This window comes from Serpentinicella alkaliphila (assembly GCF_018141405.1).
GTDB lineage: Bacteria > Bacillota > Clostridia > Peptostreptococcales > Natronincolaceae > Serpentinicella > Serpentinicella alkaliphila.
Genome location: NZ_CP058648.1, coordinates 1,501,324 through 1,522,177, shown reverse-complemented (window position 1 = coordinate 1,522,177; position 20,854 = coordinate 1,501,324). Strand labels below are relative to the sequence as shown.

Below are 20,854 nucleotides of genomic sequence, written 5' to 3'. Positions count from 1 at the left end.
ATTCTAAGAGCTCTTTTTTAATCTAGGTATTTATATTTATATTAAGACTTTTTCAAGACGCCTTAGTTTTATACATTATTTTTTACACCTATTGCTTCACCCATATATACTTTTGTTTCATATCCTGCATCTGTGTTATTTATAATATCCTCATCAATTTTAACTTGGCCCTTTTGCAAAAATAAAATAACTGTAGATCCACCAAATTTAAAATAACCCTTCTCAGCCCCACGCTCAACCCATTTGTTTTCTTCATATGTCTGTATAATCGTACCAACACATGTAGCTCCAACCTCAACCATTATTATTCTCCCGAAGTTATCAGATTCTAATAAAGTAAGTTCCCTTTTATTTTGACAGTATAGCTTCCTAACCCTTTTTAGTGCAATAGGATTTACTGAATAAAACTTTCCTTTAATTTTATTAATAAGTTTAGGTATCCCACTATCAGGAAAATGAAATCTATGGTAATCACTAGGTGCCAATCTTACTACTATACAAGTTCCACCCTCATATTGCTTAGCTAAATTATCACTTGAAAATAACTCTACGAGACTATACTCCATACCTTTTACTTGAATTACTTTATTAATATCTATATTTTCATATGCAAATACCTTACCATCCGCTGGGGAGATAAATATATTTTTATTGTTGTTTATAGGCCTGGAATCTTGTTTTAACTCCCTTATGAAAAAATCGTTAAAGGTCTTATATTTTAGTGGATCAACTTCTATAGCTTCTTCCATATTTATAGAAAGCTCTTCTACGAAGGATTTTATGTTTTTTGAACTGCTTGGTAAATCCTGTAATTTACCGTATATGTATGATGCTATCTTTCTTTTTAATAGTATTTCTAGAAAAAATCTCCCCATTTTGGTATCGTAAGACCACTCTAGATACTTGTGACCCTTTACTATTTCGTTTTTCTTTTCTCCAGTTTTTCTATCAATATAGTAGATTTCCATCTTATCATCCTTATATTATAATTTTTAAATTAATCATACTATATTATTATTATTTTGTGAATTATTATAATCAAGTAATAAAAACAAAACCATCTTAATAAGACGGTTTTTCATTAAAGTTATATTTTAAATTTTTCTACTACCTGGTTTAATAGCCGGTTGCTTACCTTCTTTACATAGTGGGCAACCTTCTGGGTCGTATGATATTACTTCTGTTGTAAGGGCTGCAGCAAGTTTTGTTCCAAAATCGATAGTTCCATTGCTTCTATCTACTAAAACAGCTACTCCTACCACTTCTCCACCTTGCTCCTTAACAATATCCATTACTTCCCTAACGGATCCACCCGTAGTAATAACATCCTCTGCTACTAAAACTCTCGCACCCTCTGGTATAAAGAATCCTCTTCTTAAAGCCATTTTCCCATTTTCTCTTTCAGCGAAAAGGTTTTTAACTTTAAGCTGTCTAGCTAATTCATAAGATATTATTATACCCCCCATAGCTGGCCCTATTACTATATCAATATTGTCATCTCTAAAGTTATCCGCTAACCCTTTCGAAATTTCCTCTGCATATTCTGGGTATTGTAGTAATTGTGCACATTGCATATATTGATTACTGTGACGTCCAGAAGTTAATAGAAAATGTCCATGTAATAAAACCTCTGATTTTTCAAATATTTCTATAACGCGCTCTTTATTTAACATAATTAGCCCTCCTAAATTATTATTTAAACAGTTATATTTCCGACAATATCTTTTATATTGCTAATACCATATTTTTTCATATAATTTTCAATGCCCTCTTTTACGTCAATTGTAGCCCTAGGATTGAAGAAATTTGCAGTTCCTACAGCTACTGCACTAGCTCCCGCTAGCATAAATTCTATGGCATCATCACCGTTACTTATACCACCCATACCAATTATAGGTACTTTAACTGCCTGAGCTACCTGGTAAACCATTCTAACTGCAACAGGCTTTATTGCTGGTCCAGATAAACCACCCATAATATTTGCTAGTACAGGTCTTCTTTTATGAATATCAATTACCATCCCTAATAAAGTGTTAATCAAAGAGATGGCATCCGCTCCACCAGCTTCTGCACCTTTTGCTATTTCAGCTATATCTGCTACATTTGGGCTTAATTTTACTATTAGTGGCTGCTTACAGTATTTTTTTACTTCCTTAGTAACAGCTTCAACCGTATGAGGATTTACACCAAATGAAACACATCCCTCTTTCACGTTAGGACAAGATATATTTAATTCTATCATATCAATATCTGCATTTGATAAAACCTCTGCAACCTCACAATAATCTTCGACACTTCTACCTGCAATATTAACGATAATTTTAGTATCATATTTTCTTAAAAATAGGATGTCCTCCTTTACAAAAGCATGTACTCCAGGATTCTGTAAACCTACACTGTTTAACATTCCACCGTAAGTCTCTGCTACTCTAGGACTTGCATTGCCTTTCCAAGGTACATTAGCTACACCTTTAACAACTACAGCACCCAACTCATTTAAATCTACAAATTCACTATACTCTTTTCCAGAGCCGAAGGTACCTGAAGCAGTCATTACTGGATTTTTTAATTCTACTCCTGCAATATTTACTTTAGTTTTTAAATTAGTCATCCCATACCACCTCATCCCCTAAAAATACTGGACCATCTTTGCAAACCCGTCTGTTTTCCCAGTCATTTTCATTTTCCTTTTGTGTTTTACAGGTACATACTAAACAGGCTCCAATACCACAAGCCATTCTTTCCTCAAAGGATAATTGTGTCGGAATAGACTTATCTTTAGCCCAATTATAAACTGCCCTTAACATAGGTTTTGGTCCGCAACTAAATACCATTTTACCTTTAGGTAAAGTATCATTTAATAAGTCTAAAACATTACCTTTTATTCCCCTACTACCATCTTCTGTTGAAATATATACCTTATCACAATATTTTTCAAATTCTTCAATTAAGTAAGTACTCGTCCTAAAGCCTAAATAAACAGTTGTTTTACCCTTTAACTGTTTAGCTAATTCTAGCAGTGGTGGAACTCCAACTCCACCACCAACTAAAATGCTTTCCCCATGATTTTCAGTAATTTCAAATCCGTTTCCTAAGGGTCCCATTAACTTTATACTTTCACTAGGTTGTATTTGAGAGATAATATTTGTTCCCCTTCCAACAACTGAATAAACTAAAGTTAAAGTGCCTTTTTCTTTATTTATTTCACAAATGCTAATCGGACGAGGTAACAAGTGTTTTTCAGAATTATTGTATACATTTACAAACTGTCCAGACTTTGCCATACCTACTATATCTTGTGCGGATAATATAAGTTTATATATTCCCGGTGAGATTTCGATATTTTCTATGACCGTCCCCTCAAACCATTTAATCATTTTATACCTCCTATATCTATTACGCTTAGTTCATTTTTGTCAACGTTAGAATCCAAAATATCAATCAAAGCCTGTACTGTATCTAAAGATGTTAAAACATTAACTGAAGACTCAATTGCAGCCCTTCTTATTCTAAATCCATCTTTTTTAGAATCTCTACCTCTTGTTGGAGTGTTCACCACCAAGTCAATCATACCACTTCTAATTACATCTAGAATATTTGGTACTCCTTCAGCAATTTTTTTAACCATTGTAACTTGGATTTCATTGTTTTGTAAATACTCCGCTGTACCTCTAGTTGCCATTATTGTATACCCTTTATTAACCAATGATTTAGCAATAGGTAGGAATCTTTCTTTGTCATAGTTCTTTAAGGTTACAAGTATTGTACCATTTTCCTTTGGTATTTTAATTCCAGCGGCTAAAAATCCTTTATACAGAGCTTCTTCTAATACCTCCGAAACTCCTAATACTTCCCCTGTAGATCTCATTTCTGGTCCTAGACTTACTTCCACCAATGGTAGTTTTTGTGTTGAAAACACAGGTACCTTAACAGATATTAAATCAGTTTCCTTAAATATCCCTGTTCCATAACCTAAATCCTTCAACTTTTCACCTAACATCACTTTAGTAGCCATTAAAATCATCGGAATCCCTGTTACTTTACTTATAAATGGTACTGTTCTTGATGACCTTGGGTTAACCTCTATAACATAGAGTTCATTTTCAAATTCTATAAACTGTATGTTAATCATACCACTTACTTTTAAAGCAACTGCTATTTTTTCAGTATACTCTAATATTTTCTTCTTAATCTCTTCAGAGATCCTTTTACTTGGATATATTGAAATGCTATCTCCAGAGTGTACCCCTGCACTTTCTAAGTGCTCCATAATACCTGGAATAAATACGTCCTCACCGTCACAAATTGCATCTACCTCAATTTCTCTACCAAGTAGATATCTATCTATAAGCACCGGATTCTTTGCATCCCTTTGGAAAGCCTCACTTAAATATCTTTGTAAATCTTCTCTCTCGTAAGTGATCTCCATACCTTGACCACCAAGTACGTAAGATGGTCTCACTAAAACCGGATACCCTATTTTATTAGCTTCATCCATACCTTCTTGTAAGTTCCAAACTGCTTTCCCCTTTGGTCTTGGAATGTTTAACTCTTCCATTAGAGCATCAAACTTTTCCCTATCTTCTGCTGCATCTATTTGTTCAGGCTTAGTTCCAAGTATTGGAATGTTCATCTGTCTTAAAAATTTAGAAAGCTTAATAGCAGTCTGTCCACCAAATTGTAGTATTACACCATCTGGTCTTTCTTTTTCTACTATATTTAATACATCCTCTTCTGTTAGTGGCTCAAAATATAGTTTGTCTGAAATATTGAAATCTGTACTTACGGTCTCAGGATTATTATTTACTATTACAGTTTCAATTCCTACTTGTTTAAGTGCAAGTACACAGTGAACTGAACAGTAGTCGAATTCTATTCCTTGGCCTATTCTGATAGGCCCAGAACCTAGTACCATTACCTTTTTCTTACTACTTACTTCTACTTCATCAATCTCATCATAGGTTGAGTAGTAGTACGGGGATACTGCATCAAATTCCCCAGCACATGTATCTACCATCTTATAAACAGCCATTATGTTCCATTGTTTTCTTTTTTCATATATTATTTCCGGACCACAACCTAAAAGATCGCCAATTCCTTTATCAGAAAATCCTCTCACTTTAAGCTCTCTTAGCCATTCCTCCGTTAAATCATCTATATTTGAATTTTTAAGTTTTTCTTCAGCATCTACAATATTTTTAATTTTATCTAAGAAGAATAGGTCCATTCCAGTTATTTGGTTTACTTTTTCAACTCTATAATTTCTTCTTAAAAGCTCTGCTACATAAAATAGTCTTTCATCATCCGGTATTTGTACTCTTGCCTTAAGCTCATCTAAAGATTTACTATGAGCAGACTTTAAATCTAATGTATATTGACCAATTTCTAAAGACCTAATTCCTTTTAATAAAGCAGCTTCAAAGTTATTAGCTATTGACATAACTTCACCGGTTGCCATCATTTTAGTGCCTAATGATCTATTTGCCTCATGGAATTTATCAAAGGGCCATTTAGGAATTTTTGCAACTATATAGTCTAGTGTAGGTTCAAAACAAGCAAAGGTTTTTCCTGTAACTGCATTTTTTATTTCATCCAATCCATAACCTATAGCTATTTTAGCAGCAACTCTTGCAATTGGATATCCCGTTGCTTTTGATGCTAAGGCTGAAGATCTACTTAGTCGAGGATTAATTTCAATGATTGCATATTCAAAGCTTTCTGGATTTAAAGCAAGCTGTACATTACATCCGCCTTCTATTTTAATTGCATTAATTATATCTATAGAAGCTGTTCTTAATAATTGATTTTCTTTATCAGATAATGTCTGTACCGGGGCAACTACAATACTATCACCAGTATGAACTCCTACAGGATCAACATTTTCCATGTTACATATTGTGATACAGTTACCCTTTGAGTCCCTTATTACTTCATATTCTATTTCCTTCCAACCCTTTATACTTCTCTCGATTATTACTTGTCCAACCCTACTTAACTGTAAACCTGAAAGTAAGATTTCTGTAAGCTGCTCTTCAGTTTCAGCTATTCCTCCCCCAGATCCCCCTAAAGTATAGGCAGGTCTTACAACAGCAGGATAGCCTATTTTTTCTACAAAAGCCAGTCCTTCTTCTAGGCTAGTTACTATTTGACTTTCTACCAACGGCTGGTTAATCTCCTCCATAACCTTTTTAAACAAATCTCTGTCTTCACCTTTTTTAATAGATTCTACGGAGGTTCCAATAATTCTTACATTGTATTTTTCAAGAATTCCCTTATCCTGAAGGTCTACTGCTAAATTTAATCCGGTTTGCCCACCCATTCCAGCAATTAAGCTATCTGGCCTCTCTTTTTCAATAACCTTTTCAACAAACTCTAAAGTTAAAGGCTCTATATATATTTTATCTGCTATCTCTCTATCGGTCATGATAGTGGCAGGGTTACTATTGATCAACACTACTTCTATTCCTTCTTCTTTTAAGGCCTGACAGGCTTGAGTACCCGCATAATCAAATTCCGCTGCTTGTCCTATTATAATTGGTCCTGAACCAATAACTAATGTTTTCTTTATACTGTTATCTCTTGGCATGTTATTTCCTCCTTTTTACTGAGTCAAAAAGAACCGTCCCTATTGACTCAAAATCTCCATGAATTGATCGAAAATGTATGCAGTATCCTGGGGTCCTGGACTAGCCTCTGGGTGAAATTGTACACTGTATATAGGCAGACTTTTATGTTTCATTCCCTCTACTGTTCCATCATTTAAATTTCTATGTGTAATTTCTATTTCATCTGGTAAGCCATCCTCTTTTACAACATAACCGTGATTTTGGGATGTTATATATACTCTGTCGTTTATTATATCTTTTACAGGATGGTTACTCCCTCTATGACCATATTTTAATTTTTCAGTATCTCCCCCTAGGGCTAGCACTAGAAGCTGGTGTCCTAAGCATATTCCAACAGTTGGTTTTTCTTGTATTAGTTTTTTTATGTTTTCAAGAACTTCTGGTAGGTCCTTTGGGTCCCCAGGTCCATTTGATAAAAATATCCCATTTGGATTTAGTGCAAGTATTTCCTCAGCACTGGTGTAAGCAGGAACTACTGTAACTTTACAACCTCTTTTAACAAATGATCTTACAATATTTTGTTTCATCCCGAAATCTATAATAGCTACATGTGGTCCTTTTCCATTAATTTCATATTTTTCTTTAACCGTTACTTTCTTAACTGCTTCTTTATTATTAAAGCCTTCAATTTTTTCCTTAAATTCTTCTGCTGGCATATCTATATTAGTTGTAATGATTCCTCTCATTGTTCCAACATTTCTTATTATTTTAGTTAAGGCTCTAGTATCTATACCTTCAAGAGCAACAATTTTATTAGCCTTTAAAAATCCGTCTAGAGTCATTTCACAGCGCCAGTTACTCGGTACTTTAGCATTTTCTCTCACTATGAATCCTCTAACTTGAGGCTTTGTAGACTCCATATCATCTAGGTTTATTCCATAGTTTCCGATTAGCGGATATGTCATAGTAACAATTTGTCCACAATATGATGGGTCTGTTAATACCTCTTGGTATCCTGTCATCCCTGTATTAAAAACAACTTCGCCTATTATCTCTTCATAGTGTCCAAATATTTTTCCTATAAATTTTACTCCATTTTCTAAAATTAACGCTGCTTTCATTAAGCTCACCTCTCCTATTTTATTGTTATAACACACTTTTTAAATCCTTTTGCATCTCTATAACAGCTTCTCTAGCAGCTTCTGCAAACTGTAGTTCCGTATACTTTGCATTTTTATATGCAGCAATAATACCTCTTGAAGAATTAACAATTGCTCCTAAACCATCTTTATTAAAACAGACTTTTAGGTCTTTTGCTGTTGCGCCTTGGGCCCCATAACCTGGAACTAAAAAGTAGTTGTTAGGCATTATTTCCCTAAGTTCTTCTGCCTGAGAAGAATGGGTTGCCCCTACTACCGCACCTATTTGACTATATCCGCTATTTCCTATTAATTCCTCTCCCCACTTATTAACTAGGCGACCAACTCTTTTATATAGTGCCTCTCCCTCTACAATTAGATCTTGTATCTCCCCACTATTTGGGTTTGAAGTTTTAACTAGTATAAATAATCCTCTGTTAAAGTTTTTACAGTTATTAATATATGGTTCTACAGAATCGTATCCTAAATAAGGGTTTATTGTTATTGAGTCCTCATCATATACTATACACTGTTCATCTTCTATATCTACCTTGCCAATATGACCATCCGAATATGCCTCTGCTGTGGTTGCAATATCTCCTCTTTTTATGTCCCCTATTATTACTAAACCCTTTTTCTTTGCATATTTTATTGTTTCAATATATGCATTTATCCCCTCTGCTCCATACTGTTCATACATAGCAACTTGAGGCTTAACCGCTGGTACTAGGTCAGATACTGCATCAATAATTCCTTTATTAAACATTAGAAAGGCTTCCGAGGCACCTTTTGGTGTTTTTCCAAACTTTTCAAAGGCCTCTTCTTTTATAAATGTTGGTACAAAGTTTAATCTTGGATCTAAACCTACAACTGTAGGATTATCTTTTTTCTGAATTTCCTTTACCAATATATCTATCATTTTAAATATCCTCCCTTTTTAACTTACCGTTATCCATTACAATTTCGCCATTAACTATGGTGTATAAGGCCTTACCCTTAACTTTTCTTCCATGGAACGGAGAATTCTTACTTTTGGACTCAAAGTCATTACAATTTATCTCATATTCTTTGTTTGTATCTATTATCGTGATGTCAGCCATACACCCCACTTTTAGCTGCCCTTTTTTTATGCCTAACATTTTAGCAGGATTAATGGTCATTTTAGCTATCAGCTGACTTGGACTTAGCACACCTTTATTTACTAACTCAGTTATGCCTAAAGCTACCGATGTTTCAAGGCCTACTATGCCAAAGGCAGCCTGCTCATAGGAAACATATTTGTCCATTTCATGATGTGGTGCATGATCTGTAGCGATTATATCTATAGTTCCATCCCTTAATCCATCGATTATACATTGAACATCTTTTTCTGTTCTTAAGGGAGGATTCATTTTTGTATTTGTATTATTTGGCTCCACATCCTTATCTGTTAAGGTGAAGTGATGGGGAGATACTTCTGCCCAAATCTTTTGGCCTCTTCTCTTTGCATCCCTAACCAATTCCACACTACCTTTTGTACTTATATGGCATATATTTAGCTTAGACCCTGTACCTTTGGCTAGTATCATATCTCGGGCAACTATGACTTCCTCTGACTCTGCAGAAATCCCTGTAATTCCAAGTCTTCTGGACCTGTCACCTTCGTTCATTGCCCCACCTTTTTTTATTAAGCTATGATCTTCGCAGTGTGATAAAACAGGGATATTAAGTTTCGCTGCGATTTTTAATGCTTCTTCCATTAACCCTGAATTTACTACAGTTTTTCCGTCTTCACTTATTGCGCAAACTCCTGCCTTAACCATTTCCTCTATATCTGCAAGCTCAACTCCTGCCTGTCCCTTAGTTATAGCTCCTATTGGTAATACATGTACTAATGATTCTGTTTTTGCTTTCATATTTACATATTCTATGATTTCCTTATTATCTATAACTGGCTTAGTATTTGGCATACAGCAGATTGTAGTAAACCCACCTTTTGCTGCACTTCTACCACCAGTTGCAATAGTCTCCTTATACTCAAAACCTGGGTCTCTCAAGTGCACATGTACGTCTATAAATCCTGGTACAACCCAAAGGCTATTCGCATTGATTATTCTATCCGTTTGTACTTCTATATTTTTTTCTATACTTATTATCTTCCCATTTTCTACTAATATATCTATAATTTCATCTAAGTTGGTTGCTGGGTCTATAACCCTACCATTTTTAATAAGTAATTTCATCTTTTTTCCTCCTCTTTTAAGGTACTTCTTATAAAGCTATTAACTAATAAAACAAAAAGGACAATAAAAAGATGAACGATCATCCTCCTATTGTCCTATTATTTAAGGAATGGAATAAAGACAAAGCTACTAAATAAGTACATTTGCCTAAGTTATTTAAATTATTAACTTTTATTTGAGTACAACAAAAACACGTAGCAATAGTCATGCTCTCCACTTCCTTTCTAGCCTCTCTGGACTAATTTAAAGGTTTATTTGCATTTTTATAATCTTATCATATCCCGTAATAGTTTGTCAACGAATGAATAATTAAAATTAACCTAATTTACTTCCTTTTGCTACCTTTCGATCCGGTTGTATCAAAACTACACCATCTTTATTATATACCCCTAAAACTAATACCTCCGACATAAAATTTGCAACTTGCCTAGGTGGAAAATTAATAACAGCTAACACTTGATTTCCCAGTAGTGATTGTTCATCATAAAGTTCAGTAATTTGTGCACTGGACTTCTTTATTCCAAGTTCATCCCCGAAATCAATCAATAGCTTTAAACTTGGTTTTCTAGCTTCAGGAAATTCTTCTACTTTAATTATTTCTCCAACCCTTATATCTAGTTTTTCAAAATCCTTAAATTCAGCCATAGTTCCTCCAAAATATATCTATGTTGTTTAGCGCTTATTATTAATAATATTAACTATATTAACTATTTTTCTGTTCCCTTAAAACTATATCATCTAGTATTTTTGCAGCAGCTGAAACTACATGTAAACACTTATGTTCCTTTGTTCTATGAGATTTCATTAAAGGCTTACAGTCTACACTTCCCATTTCTTCTGCATATCTATCTAGAAGCTCCTTCGATAACTTTTTTATTCTAATACTTTCATGGGCGATCTCTTCTACAAATAGATGGCTTAAAACCATAATTGATGAAGTTAATGCACCGCAAACAGTTCCAATTGCCATACCGCCACCGAATCCAGCTGATAGCTTTAATGCCTTTTTATCTAAGCCTAGATTATATACTTGATTTGCCCCATATAAAATTTTTTCAGCACAGTTAAAATCCTCTTTCTCACCAAATCCCTGCTCAATTAATTCATACAACATTTTAAATTCCTCCTATCTTATATATCTAAAACATATATCTTAAAGATTCTTTTCTTTAGCTTCGATGTATTTTATCTCTACAAAACTACTCATTTTACTACTTTATTCATATTATAACATACATATTTTATTGTTTTCGGCATTTCTTATATTTTAAAACCCTAAAGAACATTAATTTCTTTAGGGTTAAGTAATTCTATATCTTTTCTGCTGAATATCTTTTAAAAAGCTTCTGTGCTTCTTTAGTCAAATCCTTATCTATTATTAATCTTAATTTATTTCTCGCCTTTGCATCTTTCTCACCAGCTAGATATATTTCATTATATTTAGTTGATGCCTTCATATTCCAACTATATTTTTCTATATATTTCCACTCTATAGGTTGTTTGTGTCCATATAGAAAAACCCCTTCCTTCATGATTAGCCATATACTTGAGGCCATACTTTTAAAATGTACCGTTAGTACAAAAACTAATAATAGGCTAAATACAACACTACCATATATGCCTCTTCCTCTTTGTACTTCAAAGTAAAGCTGGACTAGAAACAATGAAACTATTAATATAGTTGTTATATTATGCATTTTTCTAGAAAAAAAGAAATTCTGTGATTCAACTTTTAGTAATGCATCCTTTGAAAACCTCTGAAATGTTTTAACCTTACTTAAATACATAAATATAATCCCTACATATAACAAAGCAATTAAACCTATAGTAACACTATCTTTCATTTAAGCTCCCCCGCTTTCCTTTTGCAGTTTAGTCTACAAAAAACAATTCGACGAGCAAAGAAAAATACCTTCTAAACCTTTACATATTTTTATTTGTAATTGTGATAAGACTCTGGCTAATACTATTCTTTTTGACTTCTAAAATTGCATATGAAATTGGCAAATTAAATCTTCTAGGCCCTACACTCCCAGGATTTAAATAAATAACACCTTTTTTCTCTTCTACCGACGGTTTATGGGAATGGCCATAAATAACTATATCAAATCCCCCGGCTGTTGGTTCAATATCTAAATCCTCTATATTATGTATTAAGTAAACATACTTATCGCCCAGTTCAATAACATCACTTTTGGGAAATTTAAGGCACCATTCTTCCCTATCAACATTTCCCCTTACAGCCCTGACAGGTGCAACTTTTTCTAGCTCGTTAATAACCTCATTACTACCAATATCTCCTGCGTGTATTATTAAATCACAGCCTGCAAGCTCTTCAATCAATTGTGGTCTAACTAAACCATGGGTATCTGATATAACCGCTACTTTTATTTTATTCATAATCAATACCTCATTCTTATCTATAATATATAATTAAATTTGTATTAACTATATATATATAATATACAAAACTTAAAATTCTAAGTCTATTCTTTATTATTATGACCTCCATCACAGAATGGTTTATTCTTAGACTTACCACATCTACATAGAGTAAATCTATTTTTAGAAACTAGTTCATCTAAGCTATTTCTATCATCCACAAGCTCTACGTTGCCCTTTACTACTAAAGGTCCTTTGTCCACTATGGTGATTTTTTCATCATATTCAAATTCCGTTACATATTCTCCATCCTTAGTATATGTTAATGCCCCTGAAGGACAATTTCGGACCGCATCAATTACTTCATCTACAGAAGCCTTATCAACATTAATCCAAGGCTTCTCATTAATATTAAAAACATCAGGGAGACCATGTAAGCAAGTTTGTCCATGACTACATAAGCCTAGATTAAAATGAACAGTAATATCTTCTCCAGTATAATCCTTCCATTTGTTTTCAGCTCTTTCCTCTGACTTTTCGGTTTTTAAACCAGTTCTCTCATGATAGCCATCACAATATGGCATAGATTTAGATTGCCCGCAACGACATAGAGCTATGACTGACTTCAAATCCCCAATACTCTCATTTTGATACATAATATTTTTTCCATTAACAATATAGTATGGACTAGTACTAGTAAAAATTATTTGAGTTTTTTTATCTTCCATATATACACTCCTTAAATTCAAGTTAAAAACATATATATTTTGTGTAATCAAACTCCACTTAATTCCTCATAAAATAAAAACTACTTGAACATCTATTTGATAGAATTCAAGTAGTTAAAATTGTTATAATAAATATTCTGTATCTAATGTATGAATAAATAATCCGCTTAATAGTTTTGGCTCGAACCAAGTGGATTTAGGTGGCATTACTTCACCCTTATCTGCTATTTCTATTAATTCTTCAATTGTTGTAGGATACATAGAAAACGCTACTTTCATATCACTTATAGTCCGCTGTTCAAGTTCAGCTAAACCTCTAATTCCCCCAACAAAATCAATTCTCTTATTACTTCTAGGGTCATCTATACCCAAAATAGGGTGCAATAAATATTTTTGTAATATACTTACATCTAGTCTAGATATGATATCTTTATTAATATATGTTTCAGGCTTTGCTTCTAGCTTACACCACTGACCCTCTAAAAACATTCCAAAAGTATGCTGCTTTTCAGGTTTAAATTGTCCCTCAACCTTTTCAATCAAAAAGTTTTCTTTCACCTTTTCAATGAAGTCCATTTCAGATAAACCATTTAAATCCTTAACCACTCTGTTATAATCCATAATGTACAAATCCTCATGAGGAAAGGTTACAGTCATGAAATAGTTATATTCCTCCTGACCAGTGTAGTTAGGAAACTGCGCTCTTCTTTTCAATGCAACCTTTACAGCAGACTCAGTTCTATGATGACCATCCGCAATATAAAGGGAATCTACCTTTTTAAACTGAAGTTGAATTTGTTCGATTACTAAATTATCTGTTACACACCACAAAATATGCTTAACTCCATCCTTAGTATTAAACATATATTCTGGTAAATGAAATTCTGTCCATCTATTAATTATATTATTTATAACTTCATCTTTTTTATAGGTTAAAAAAATTGGTTCTGTATTAGCATCACAATAGTCAAAATGGTTTATCCTATCTATTTCTTTTTCATAACGAGTAAACTCATGCTTTTTTATTTTTCCGTTTAGATAATCATCAACTGATGCACAGCCAACTATCCCCGTTTGAGCCCTACCATTCATAGTCTGACGATAAATATAAAATCTTGGCTCTTTATCCTTAAATAAAATATTTTCATCTACCATCTTATATAGATTCTCTTTAGATTTTTTATATACAATTTCACTGTAAGGATTTTTCAATTCTTCTATGTCTATTTCAGCCCTTGTTACATGTAAAAAATTATAGGGGTTGCCTTTTGCCATTTCCTTAGCTTCCTCAATGTTCATTACATCATACGGAAGAGAAACTACTTTTTCAACTAGTTCTTTTTGAGGTCTTATAGCCTTAAATGGCTTTAATGTAATCATACATTTCACTTCCTTTATTTTAAACCTAGAATATCTTCAATTTCAGCTAAAAGTACTTTGACCTCTTCTACAGTAGTCTCAGCCATATGACCAATTCTAAAGGTTTTCTCTTTTAGATCTCCATACCCATTAGATATTGCATATCCGCGTTCACCTAACTTTTTATTAAGATCTGCTACACTTATCTCTTTTGTATTTTTGATTGTAGTCAAAGTAGCAGAAGAATATTTTTCTTCACAGAAAAGCTCAAAATTTTTCTTTGCCCAATCCCTAACTATATTAGCCATCTCCTCATGACGGGCAAAACGGTTATCTAAGCCTTCTTCTAATATTTTATCTAGCTGATAATCTAAAGCAAACATATGTGATAAAGAGGGAGTAGACGGATACTGATAATCTTTCTTTTGAATATACTTGTGTAAAGTTAATAAGTCTAAATAAACACCTCTAAATTTTACGTTTTTTGCTGCCTCAACTGCCTTCTTAGACATTGAACAAATGGCCATCCCTGGAGGTAGCCCTAATGCCTTTTGTGTTGATGTAATACAAATATCAACACCTAATTTATCGACTTCTATTTTTACTCCGCCTAATGAACTAACAGTATCTAAACAAAATACAATTTCAGGATACTTCTTTATAACTTCTGCAATTTCTTCTATTGGATTAGTAATACCCGTAGAAGTTTCATTATGGGTTATTGTAACAAGATCATATTTTCCAGTTGCAAGTACTTCATCCACCATTTGAGCCGTAGTTGGTTCTCCTAAATCAGATTTAAATAAATCTGCTGGCACATTGTTAGCCTCTGCCATTTCAAACCATCTATTACCAAATGCCCCTACTGAAAATACTGCAGCTCTTTTTCTAGTACACGAACGTATTGCACCCTCCATTAGTCCACTACCCGAGGAAGTAGACAATAGAATCTCCTCTTTTGTATACATTAACTTTTTCATTTTATCTGAAATACTTCTTTGTAGTATTGAAGCATCCTTACTTCTATGTCCTATCATTGGCGTTGCCATCTTTTGAAGAACGTCCTCTGAAACTTCTACTGGACCTGGTATAAACAATTTTTTATGCATAGTAACCCTCCTTTATTAACCGATAATTAAATCCAAAAGCCAAAGGCTTCTGGATTTAATTAAAGTATTATATTTTTAAACTAATCTAGCTTTAAGCTTATGACAGATTGCATCTCCGACCTGCTGAGTAGTTGCTTTTCCACCTAAATCAGGTGTTAGGCTTTTCCCCTCAACTAGCACATCTGTTATGGCATTAATTATTTCTTCTGCTTTAGGATCTTCTAATAAATCATCAAGCATCATTTTAGCAGTCCAAATCATTGCTATTGGATTAGCCAAACCTTTGCCTGCAATATCTGGAGCTGATCCGTGAACTGGCTCAAACATTGATGGGAATTCCTTTTCAATGTTAAGATTTCCACTTGCAGCAAATCCTAAACCACCTTGTAGTGCAGCACCTAAATCTGTAATTATATCTCCAAATAGGTTTGAAGCAACTACTACATCATAATTTTGTGGTTTTTGTATAAAAAACATTGATATTGCATCCACATGGATTGATTCTGTTTCAACCTCTGGATATTGCTTACCGATTTCACCGAATACCTTATCCCAAAATACCATACTATAATTTAAAGCATTTGATTTAGTTGTACTAGTTAATTTTTTCTTTTTATTTCTCTTTTCAGCTAAATCATAAGCATATTTCATAACTTTTTCAGTATTCTTTCTAGTGAATACTGAGGTTTGTATAGCAATCTCCTCTGGTTTATCCGCAAATCTAATTCCACCAACACCAGAGTACTCACCTTCAACATTTTCTCTAATAACTACAAAATCTATATCCTCTGGTGCCTTATCCTTAAGTGGGCATGGTGCACCAGGAAGTAGCTTTATTGGTCTTAGATTTACACATTGATTGAAACCTTGACGTATTTTTATTAAAAGACCATGTAGTGAAATATGATCTGGCACAGTTGGATATCCAACGGCTCCTAATAGAATAGAGTCAAATCCTTTTAATATATCAAGTCCATTATCGTCCATCATTTTTCCAGTTTTTAAATAATATTCACAGCCCCATGGGAAATACTCATAAGTAAATTTAATATCCCCTTTAAGCTCTGCAAATAAATTCAAAACCTTTATACCTTCATCCATAACTTCATTTCCGATGCCGTCCCCAGGGATAACTGCAATTTTATACTCTCTCATCTCTTGCTCCTCCTTATTAACTCTATGCCTATAGCCTAATGAATTTTACTTTAACTATTCCATCAATATTTGTAAGTACTTCTAAAGTATGCTTTGGTACATCAGAGTCAACAGTTAAAAACATTAATGCTGTTTCCCCTTTGAAGTTTCTACTAACCTGCATTGTAGCAATATTTATTTTATTTACTCCTAGTAATGTCCCTACTTGACCGATAATACCCGGTCTATCAATATTTTTTGCAACTATCATATATTTACTTGGACTAAGATCTAACTCATATCCATTTACTTCTACAACTCTTTCCTGACCTTTACCTGAAATAGTTCCGGCAATAGTAAATTGTTTTTCCTTAGATGTTATTATAATTCTAACTAGATTTAAATAATTAAGTGCATCAGACCCTTTGGCCTCTATTACGTCAATACCTCTGTTCTTAGCTATTAGGCTAGCATTTACGTAATTTACCTGTTCCTTTAATATAGGCTCAAAAATACCCTTTAATATAGATAGTGTAATAACTGAAGTTTCATACTTAGCTACATCACCACTGTATATTATTTCTATTTTATTAATAGAATCTTTTCTAAGCTGATGATAGAATTTGCCTAATATTTCTCCTAGTGATAAGTATGGCTTTATACTTTCTAACTCTTGATGTTGAAGAGTTGGTAGGTTAACTGCATTTGGAACCATTTCTCCCCTAAGGGCATGTATTACTTCCTTTGCAACTGTTAATCCAACATTGTCTTGAGCCTCGAAAGTATCTGCCCCAAGATGTGGGGTAATTACTACATTATCAAGATCAATTAAAGGTGATACAGGATTTGGTTCGTCAACAAGCACGTCAATACCTGCGCTTGCAACAATACCATTTTTTAATGCTCTTTCTAATGCAGCCTCATCGATAATACCACCTCTTGCACAGTTCACAACTCTTACACCTTTTTTAGCAATTTTAAATTCTTCGTCACCTATCATTCCAAAAGTTTCATCTGTTTTTGGTGTATGAACAGTTATGAAGTCTGATTCTTTAACTAATTCTGCTAGTGTTTCCTTTTTTTCTGCTCCAAATTTTTTAAATCTCTCATCAGTGATATATGGGTCATAGGCAATTACATGCATTCCGAAAGATTGTAGCCTAGTTGCTACTAATGAACCTATTCTGCCTAAGCCTACTATCCCAACCGTTTTATTTAATAACTCTACACCAGTAAACTTACTTCTATCCCACTTTTTATCTTTAATAAGTGCATTTGCTTGTGGTATATTTCTACCTGACGATAATAATAAACCGATTGTATGTTCTGCAGCAGATACAGTGTTTGCATCTGGAGTGTTTACAACTATAATACCTCTCTTCGTAGCCCCATCCATTTCAATATTATCAACGCCATTTCCCGCTCTTCCGACTACTTTTAGATTTGTAGCATGCTCATAAAATTCTTCATTAATTTTTGTAACACTTCTTACAATAATAGCATCATAATTTTTTATTGATGCTAGTAATTCCTCTCTTGTAATTCCTAATTTTACATCTACTTCCATGCCTGATTCCATTAATGTATCGATGCCTTTTTGAGCAATTTTTTCAGCAACTAAAATTTTCATTTATAAAACCTCCTTTAATTTATCAATATAAATAAAAAAACTCCCACCCTTAGCCTAAAAAGCCAAGGACGAAAGTTATACTTACGCGGTGCCACCCTGATTCGTCATTAATATTAAATGACCTTACTGAATATAACGGCTTCAACCGGGAGAAGTTAATTCCCTCTCCTGCTTCAGAGTGGATTCAACAGCCTCTAGTACCAATTTCCACCTACCATTGGCTCTCTACAAACTATACACTGTTTACTGTCTCTTTCATAGCATTAGCTATTTAAATTGTCGAAATCTTTTAAATATTAATATATATCCTACTACGACTTCTAATTAAAGTCAACAATTATTTTAAAGTTTTTTATGTTAATATATTCAGTTATTCTAGCTTATTTTATTCGCGAAAATTTTTTTATATTCATAGTTAAAGGGATGCATGAGCATCCCCCTTGAATTACTATTTTTCAATTCTAGCCCTATAATTTGTAAAAACTACACTCCCTATTAACCCCGCCACTGTCCCACCTATGGCAGCTATGATAATAGCCCCTATAACATTAATTGGAGGGTTAAAACCAAAGGGTGCCAGCAAACCAGGAATTGGTGCTGCAGTCCCCGGCGCATTATTTATTATGCCGAAATACGATGCCCCAATTCCAGCTAATCCACCACCAATAAAATTAGATGAGTAAATAGGTACTGGATTTTGTGTTACAATATCTGCCTGTGTTAATGGTTCTAACATCACAGCTATAACTTTGCTCTTATCTCCTAATTTTAATCTATGAAATACTATACCATTTGTAAATGATCCACCTACACAGGCAATAGCAGCAATACCCATGGCTAAGCCTTGAAGACCAAGCATAGCAGTTAGTGCCATAGAACTCAATGGAGATGTACATATTACTTTAATAATTCCACCTAATAAAAATCCCATCACAATAGGAGACTGCTCCGCAGCTACAGTAATCATATTTCCTATACTAAGTAAGGTTGCATTTACTATAGGCGCAACTAAATAGCCTGTTAATCTAGCTATTGGAGCAAGAATTAATGCACCTACAATTATATCTACACCCTCTGGTAATTTCCTTTCTAAAAATGGACTAATCAGACCAACTAAATAGCCTGCAATGAAACCAGGCAAAATACCATATCCACCCATAGCAACTCCAGCAGTAACTGCAAATACCGGTTTCGCCCCCATTGCTAAAGCAACTAGGGAAGTAGCCGCAACGCCTCCCATATTACCTGAAATGGTCCCGACCTCACCTAAAAATCCTAAATTGAAGAAATCTCCACTGATATACTTATGTATTGCCTCGACTAAAAAAGTTGCTACTGTAGCGTTTGCTAATCCAGACATAGCCTTTTGTCCTTTTGGTGCCTTGAAGCTAAATGCAGAAAATATAATAAGTGTTAAAACTAATAGACCTATCCCTTTTATAATTTCCACTTTTAATCCCTCCCCTTATTTTTATTTCCAAGCCTTATGTAGACAAAATAAAAAAGAGTAAATGGCACAGTAAATACATGCTATTTACTCCCTGTCCTTTTATCTGAAAGCTTCCCTTTTTTATAAGGTTACTTCTTCGATGCCCATCGGAAATGGATCTCTCCAGGGTAGTGTCCAATTATTGTATTGAACCTGAAAGCTTCGGAATAACATATAGCCTACTATTCCTTTCTTCTTCGGTAACCCATTAGGGTTTCTCCAACAATCTTCATTCACCATAATTTAGTTTTTAATATATATAAATTATATGATTAGTCCAATGACTTATAACCCTATTTTATCTATACTGTCAACCATTTAATCTTTCATTAACATTAATCCCCTATAAAATTTACTCCGTTCTTCTGGTACTAAGCCATATTTTTGTATTAATATGTCTCCAATAAAACTTAAATCTTCAGCTTCTCCAGATTTTAATTCTAATTCTACCTCTGCGATTTCTTCTCGTCTGTTTTTCACAATAATCTCGCCAATATCAATAGCTAATTCAATCAAACTCTTTTCTTTTACAGACAAATTTACTATTCTTCTTTCAAATTTAGTGGTAAACAGGCTGGTTAAAATTTCTCCACCTAAAGCAGCTTGTAAATCTGTATAGATACTAGTATTTTTAAAGTATTCTATGCTTGGTACCGGATTCTCTATTTCTACATCCCACTCATCCCTACTATGTAAACCATCTACCGAAGAACCTTTTGTCTTGACTGTAGCTACCCACTTTTCACCTTCTTTTCGAATCCGAAGTGCAAGACCAGCCTCATTTAAGTTGCCTTCCTCACTATCTAAATAGATAGCTTCATAACATTTCACTTCTAATATTTTCGATTGGGTATAACTAAGTATAAATTCGTCATTCATTATATCTTTACCCAGCTGCGCATTAGGTAATCTTAACTTTAACTCAATTTCTTTATTTTTTTTCATATTTTATTTTCCCTTCTGCCTTATACCCTAATTTTACTTCAATTGATCTTATATGTCACTATTGGAATATATTCTATATTATTTAATTTTAAAATCCTTTCAATGCATTTCATAGTTATATATAATTATTTTAAGATAATAACCAACTCAG

Annotated in this window: 19 protein-coding genes, 1 riboswitch and 1 other annotated feature; all 19 genes read right to left on the bottom strand. The window is 33.6% G+C overall.

The window, feature by feature from the left end; translation table 11 throughout:
* Positions 1-68 precede the first annotated feature (68 nt).
* A complete protein-coding gene (locus tag HZR23_RS07755) occupies positions 69-968 on the bottom strand; it encodes a phosphatidylserine decarboxylase (protein ID WP_132847531.1) in 900 nt (299 codons plus the stop codon).
* 126 nt (positions 969-1,094) lie between these two features.
* Complete coding sequence (gene pyrE, locus HZR23_RS07750) at positions 1,095-1,673, bottom strand: orotate phosphoribosyltransferase (RefSeq protein ID WP_132847532.1); 579 nt, start codon at positions 1,671-1,673, stop codon at positions 1,095-1,097.
* A gap of 23 nt (positions 1,674-1,696) precedes the next feature.
* Positions 1,697-2,611 carry a dihydroorotate dehydrogenase gene (locus HZR23_RS07745; protein ID WP_132847533.1) on the bottom strand — a complete coding sequence of 305 codons (915 nt, stop codon included), beginning with the start codon at positions 2,609-2,611 and terminating at the stop codon, positions 1,697-1,699.
* On the bottom strand, positions 2,604-3,377 hold the full coding sequence (locus HZR23_RS07740; RefSeq protein ID WP_132847534.1) for a dihydroorotate dehydrogenase electron transfer subunit: 774 nt from the start codon (positions 3,375-3,377) through the stop codon (positions 2,604-2,606). Before HZR23_RS07740 ends, HZR23_RS07745 begins: the two co-directional genes overlap by 8 nt.
* A complete protein-coding gene (gene carB, locus HZR23_RS07735) occupies positions 3,374-6,586 on the bottom strand; it encodes a carbamoyl-phosphate synthase large subunit (protein WP_132847535.1) in 3,213 nt (1,070 codons plus the stop codon). The genes HZR23_RS07740 and carB overlap by 4 nt, the downstream gene beginning before the upstream one ends.
* Positions 6,587-6,625: 39 nt before the next feature.
* A complete protein-coding gene (locus tag HZR23_RS07730; protein WP_132847536.1) occupies positions 6,626-7,687 on the bottom strand; it encodes a carbamoyl phosphate synthase small subunit in 1,062 nt (353 codons plus the stop codon).
* Between the two features lie 25 nt (positions 7,688-7,712).
* Positions 7,713-8,624, bottom strand: coding sequence for an orotidine-5'-phosphate decarboxylase (gene pyrF, locus HZR23_RS07725; RefSeq protein ID WP_132847537.1), 912 nt, complete (start codon positions 8,622-8,624; stop codon positions 7,713-7,715).
* Between the two features lies 1 nt (position 8,625).
* Positions 8,626-9,927 carry a dihydroorotase gene (locus HZR23_RS07720; RefSeq protein ID WP_132847538.1) on the bottom strand — a complete coding sequence of 434 codons (1,302 nt, stop codon included), beginning with the start codon at positions 9,925-9,927 and terminating at the stop codon, positions 8,626-8,628.
* Positions 9,928-10,242: 315 nt separating this feature from the next.
* Positions 10,243-10,572 carry a tRNA-binding protein gene (locus HZR23_RS07715; RefSeq protein WP_132847539.1) on the bottom strand — a complete coding sequence of 110 codons (330 nt, stop codon included), beginning with the start codon at positions 10,570-10,572 and terminating at the stop codon, positions 10,243-10,245.
* A 58-nt stretch (positions 10,573-10,630) separates the two neighbouring features.
* Positions 10,631-11,041, bottom strand: a complete 411-nt coding sequence (locus tag HZR23_RS07710; RefSeq protein WP_132847540.1) for a C-GCAxxG-C-C family (seleno)protein — start codon at positions 11,039-11,041, stop codon at positions 10,631-10,633.
* A gap of 196 nt (positions 11,042-11,237) precedes the next feature.
* Positions 11,238-11,771, bottom strand: coding sequence for a hypothetical protein (locus HZR23_RS07705; protein WP_132847541.1), 534 nt, complete (start codon positions 11,769-11,771; stop codon positions 11,238-11,240).
* Positions 11,772-11,850: 79 nt separating this feature from the next.
* On the bottom strand, positions 11,851-12,327 hold the full coding sequence (locus HZR23_RS07700) for a metallophosphoesterase family protein (RefSeq protein ID WP_132847542.1): 477 nt from the start codon (positions 12,325-12,327) through the stop codon (positions 11,851-11,853).
* Between the two features lie 86 nt (positions 12,328-12,413).
* Entirely contained in the window at positions 12,414-13,037 is a 624-nt protein-coding gene (locus HZR23_RS07695) for a CDGSH iron-sulfur domain-containing protein (protein WP_132847543.1), read from the bottom strand.
* A gap of 123 nt (positions 13,038-13,160) precedes the next feature.
* Positions 13,161-14,417 (bottom strand): DUF1015 domain-containing protein, encoded by a 1,257-nt coding sequence (locus HZR23_RS07690; protein ID WP_132847544.1) that lies wholly within the window; start codon positions 14,415-14,417, stop codon positions 13,161-13,163.
* A gap of 14 nt (positions 14,418-14,431) precedes the next feature.
* The gene (locus HZR23_RS07685; RefSeq protein ID WP_132847545.1) at positions 14,432-15,505 is read right to left on the bottom strand and encodes a pyridoxal-phosphate-dependent aminotransferase family protein; all 1,074 of its coding nucleotides are present in this window, start codon (positions 15,503-15,505) and stop codon (positions 14,432-14,434) included.
* 75 nt (positions 15,506-15,580) lie between these two features.
* A complete protein-coding gene (locus HZR23_RS07680; protein WP_132847546.1) occupies positions 15,581-16,660 on the bottom strand; it encodes a tartrate dehydrogenase in 1,080 nt (359 codons plus the stop codon).
* A gap of 28 nt (positions 16,661-16,688) precedes the next feature.
* Positions 16,689-18,269: a phosphoglycerate dehydrogenase gene (serA, locus tag HZR23_RS07675; RefSeq protein WP_132847547.1), complete on the bottom strand. Its 1,581-nt coding sequence runs from the start codon at positions 18,267-18,269 to the stop codon at positions 16,689-16,691.
* A 61-nt stretch (positions 18,270-18,330) separates the two neighbouring features.
* Positions 18,331-18,537 (bottom strand) — a binding site (T-box leader).
* 180 nt (positions 18,538-18,717) lie between these two features.
* Positions 18,718-19,719 carry a PTS sugar transporter subunit IIC gene (locus HZR23_RS07670; RefSeq protein ID WP_132847548.1) on the bottom strand — a complete coding sequence of 334 codons (1,002 nt, stop codon included), beginning with the start codon at positions 19,717-19,719 and terminating at the stop codon, positions 18,718-18,720.
* A gap of 81 nt (positions 19,720-19,800) precedes the next feature.
* Positions 19,801-19,895, bottom strand: a riboswitch (glycine riboswitch).
* 181 nt (positions 19,896-20,076) lie between these two features.
* Positions 20,077-20,703 (bottom strand): CYTH domain-containing protein, encoded by a 627-nt coding sequence (locus tag HZR23_RS07665; RefSeq protein ID WP_132847549.1) that lies wholly within the window; start codon positions 20,701-20,703, stop codon positions 20,077-20,079.
* Between the last annotated feature and the right edge of the window lie 151 nt (positions 20,704-20,854).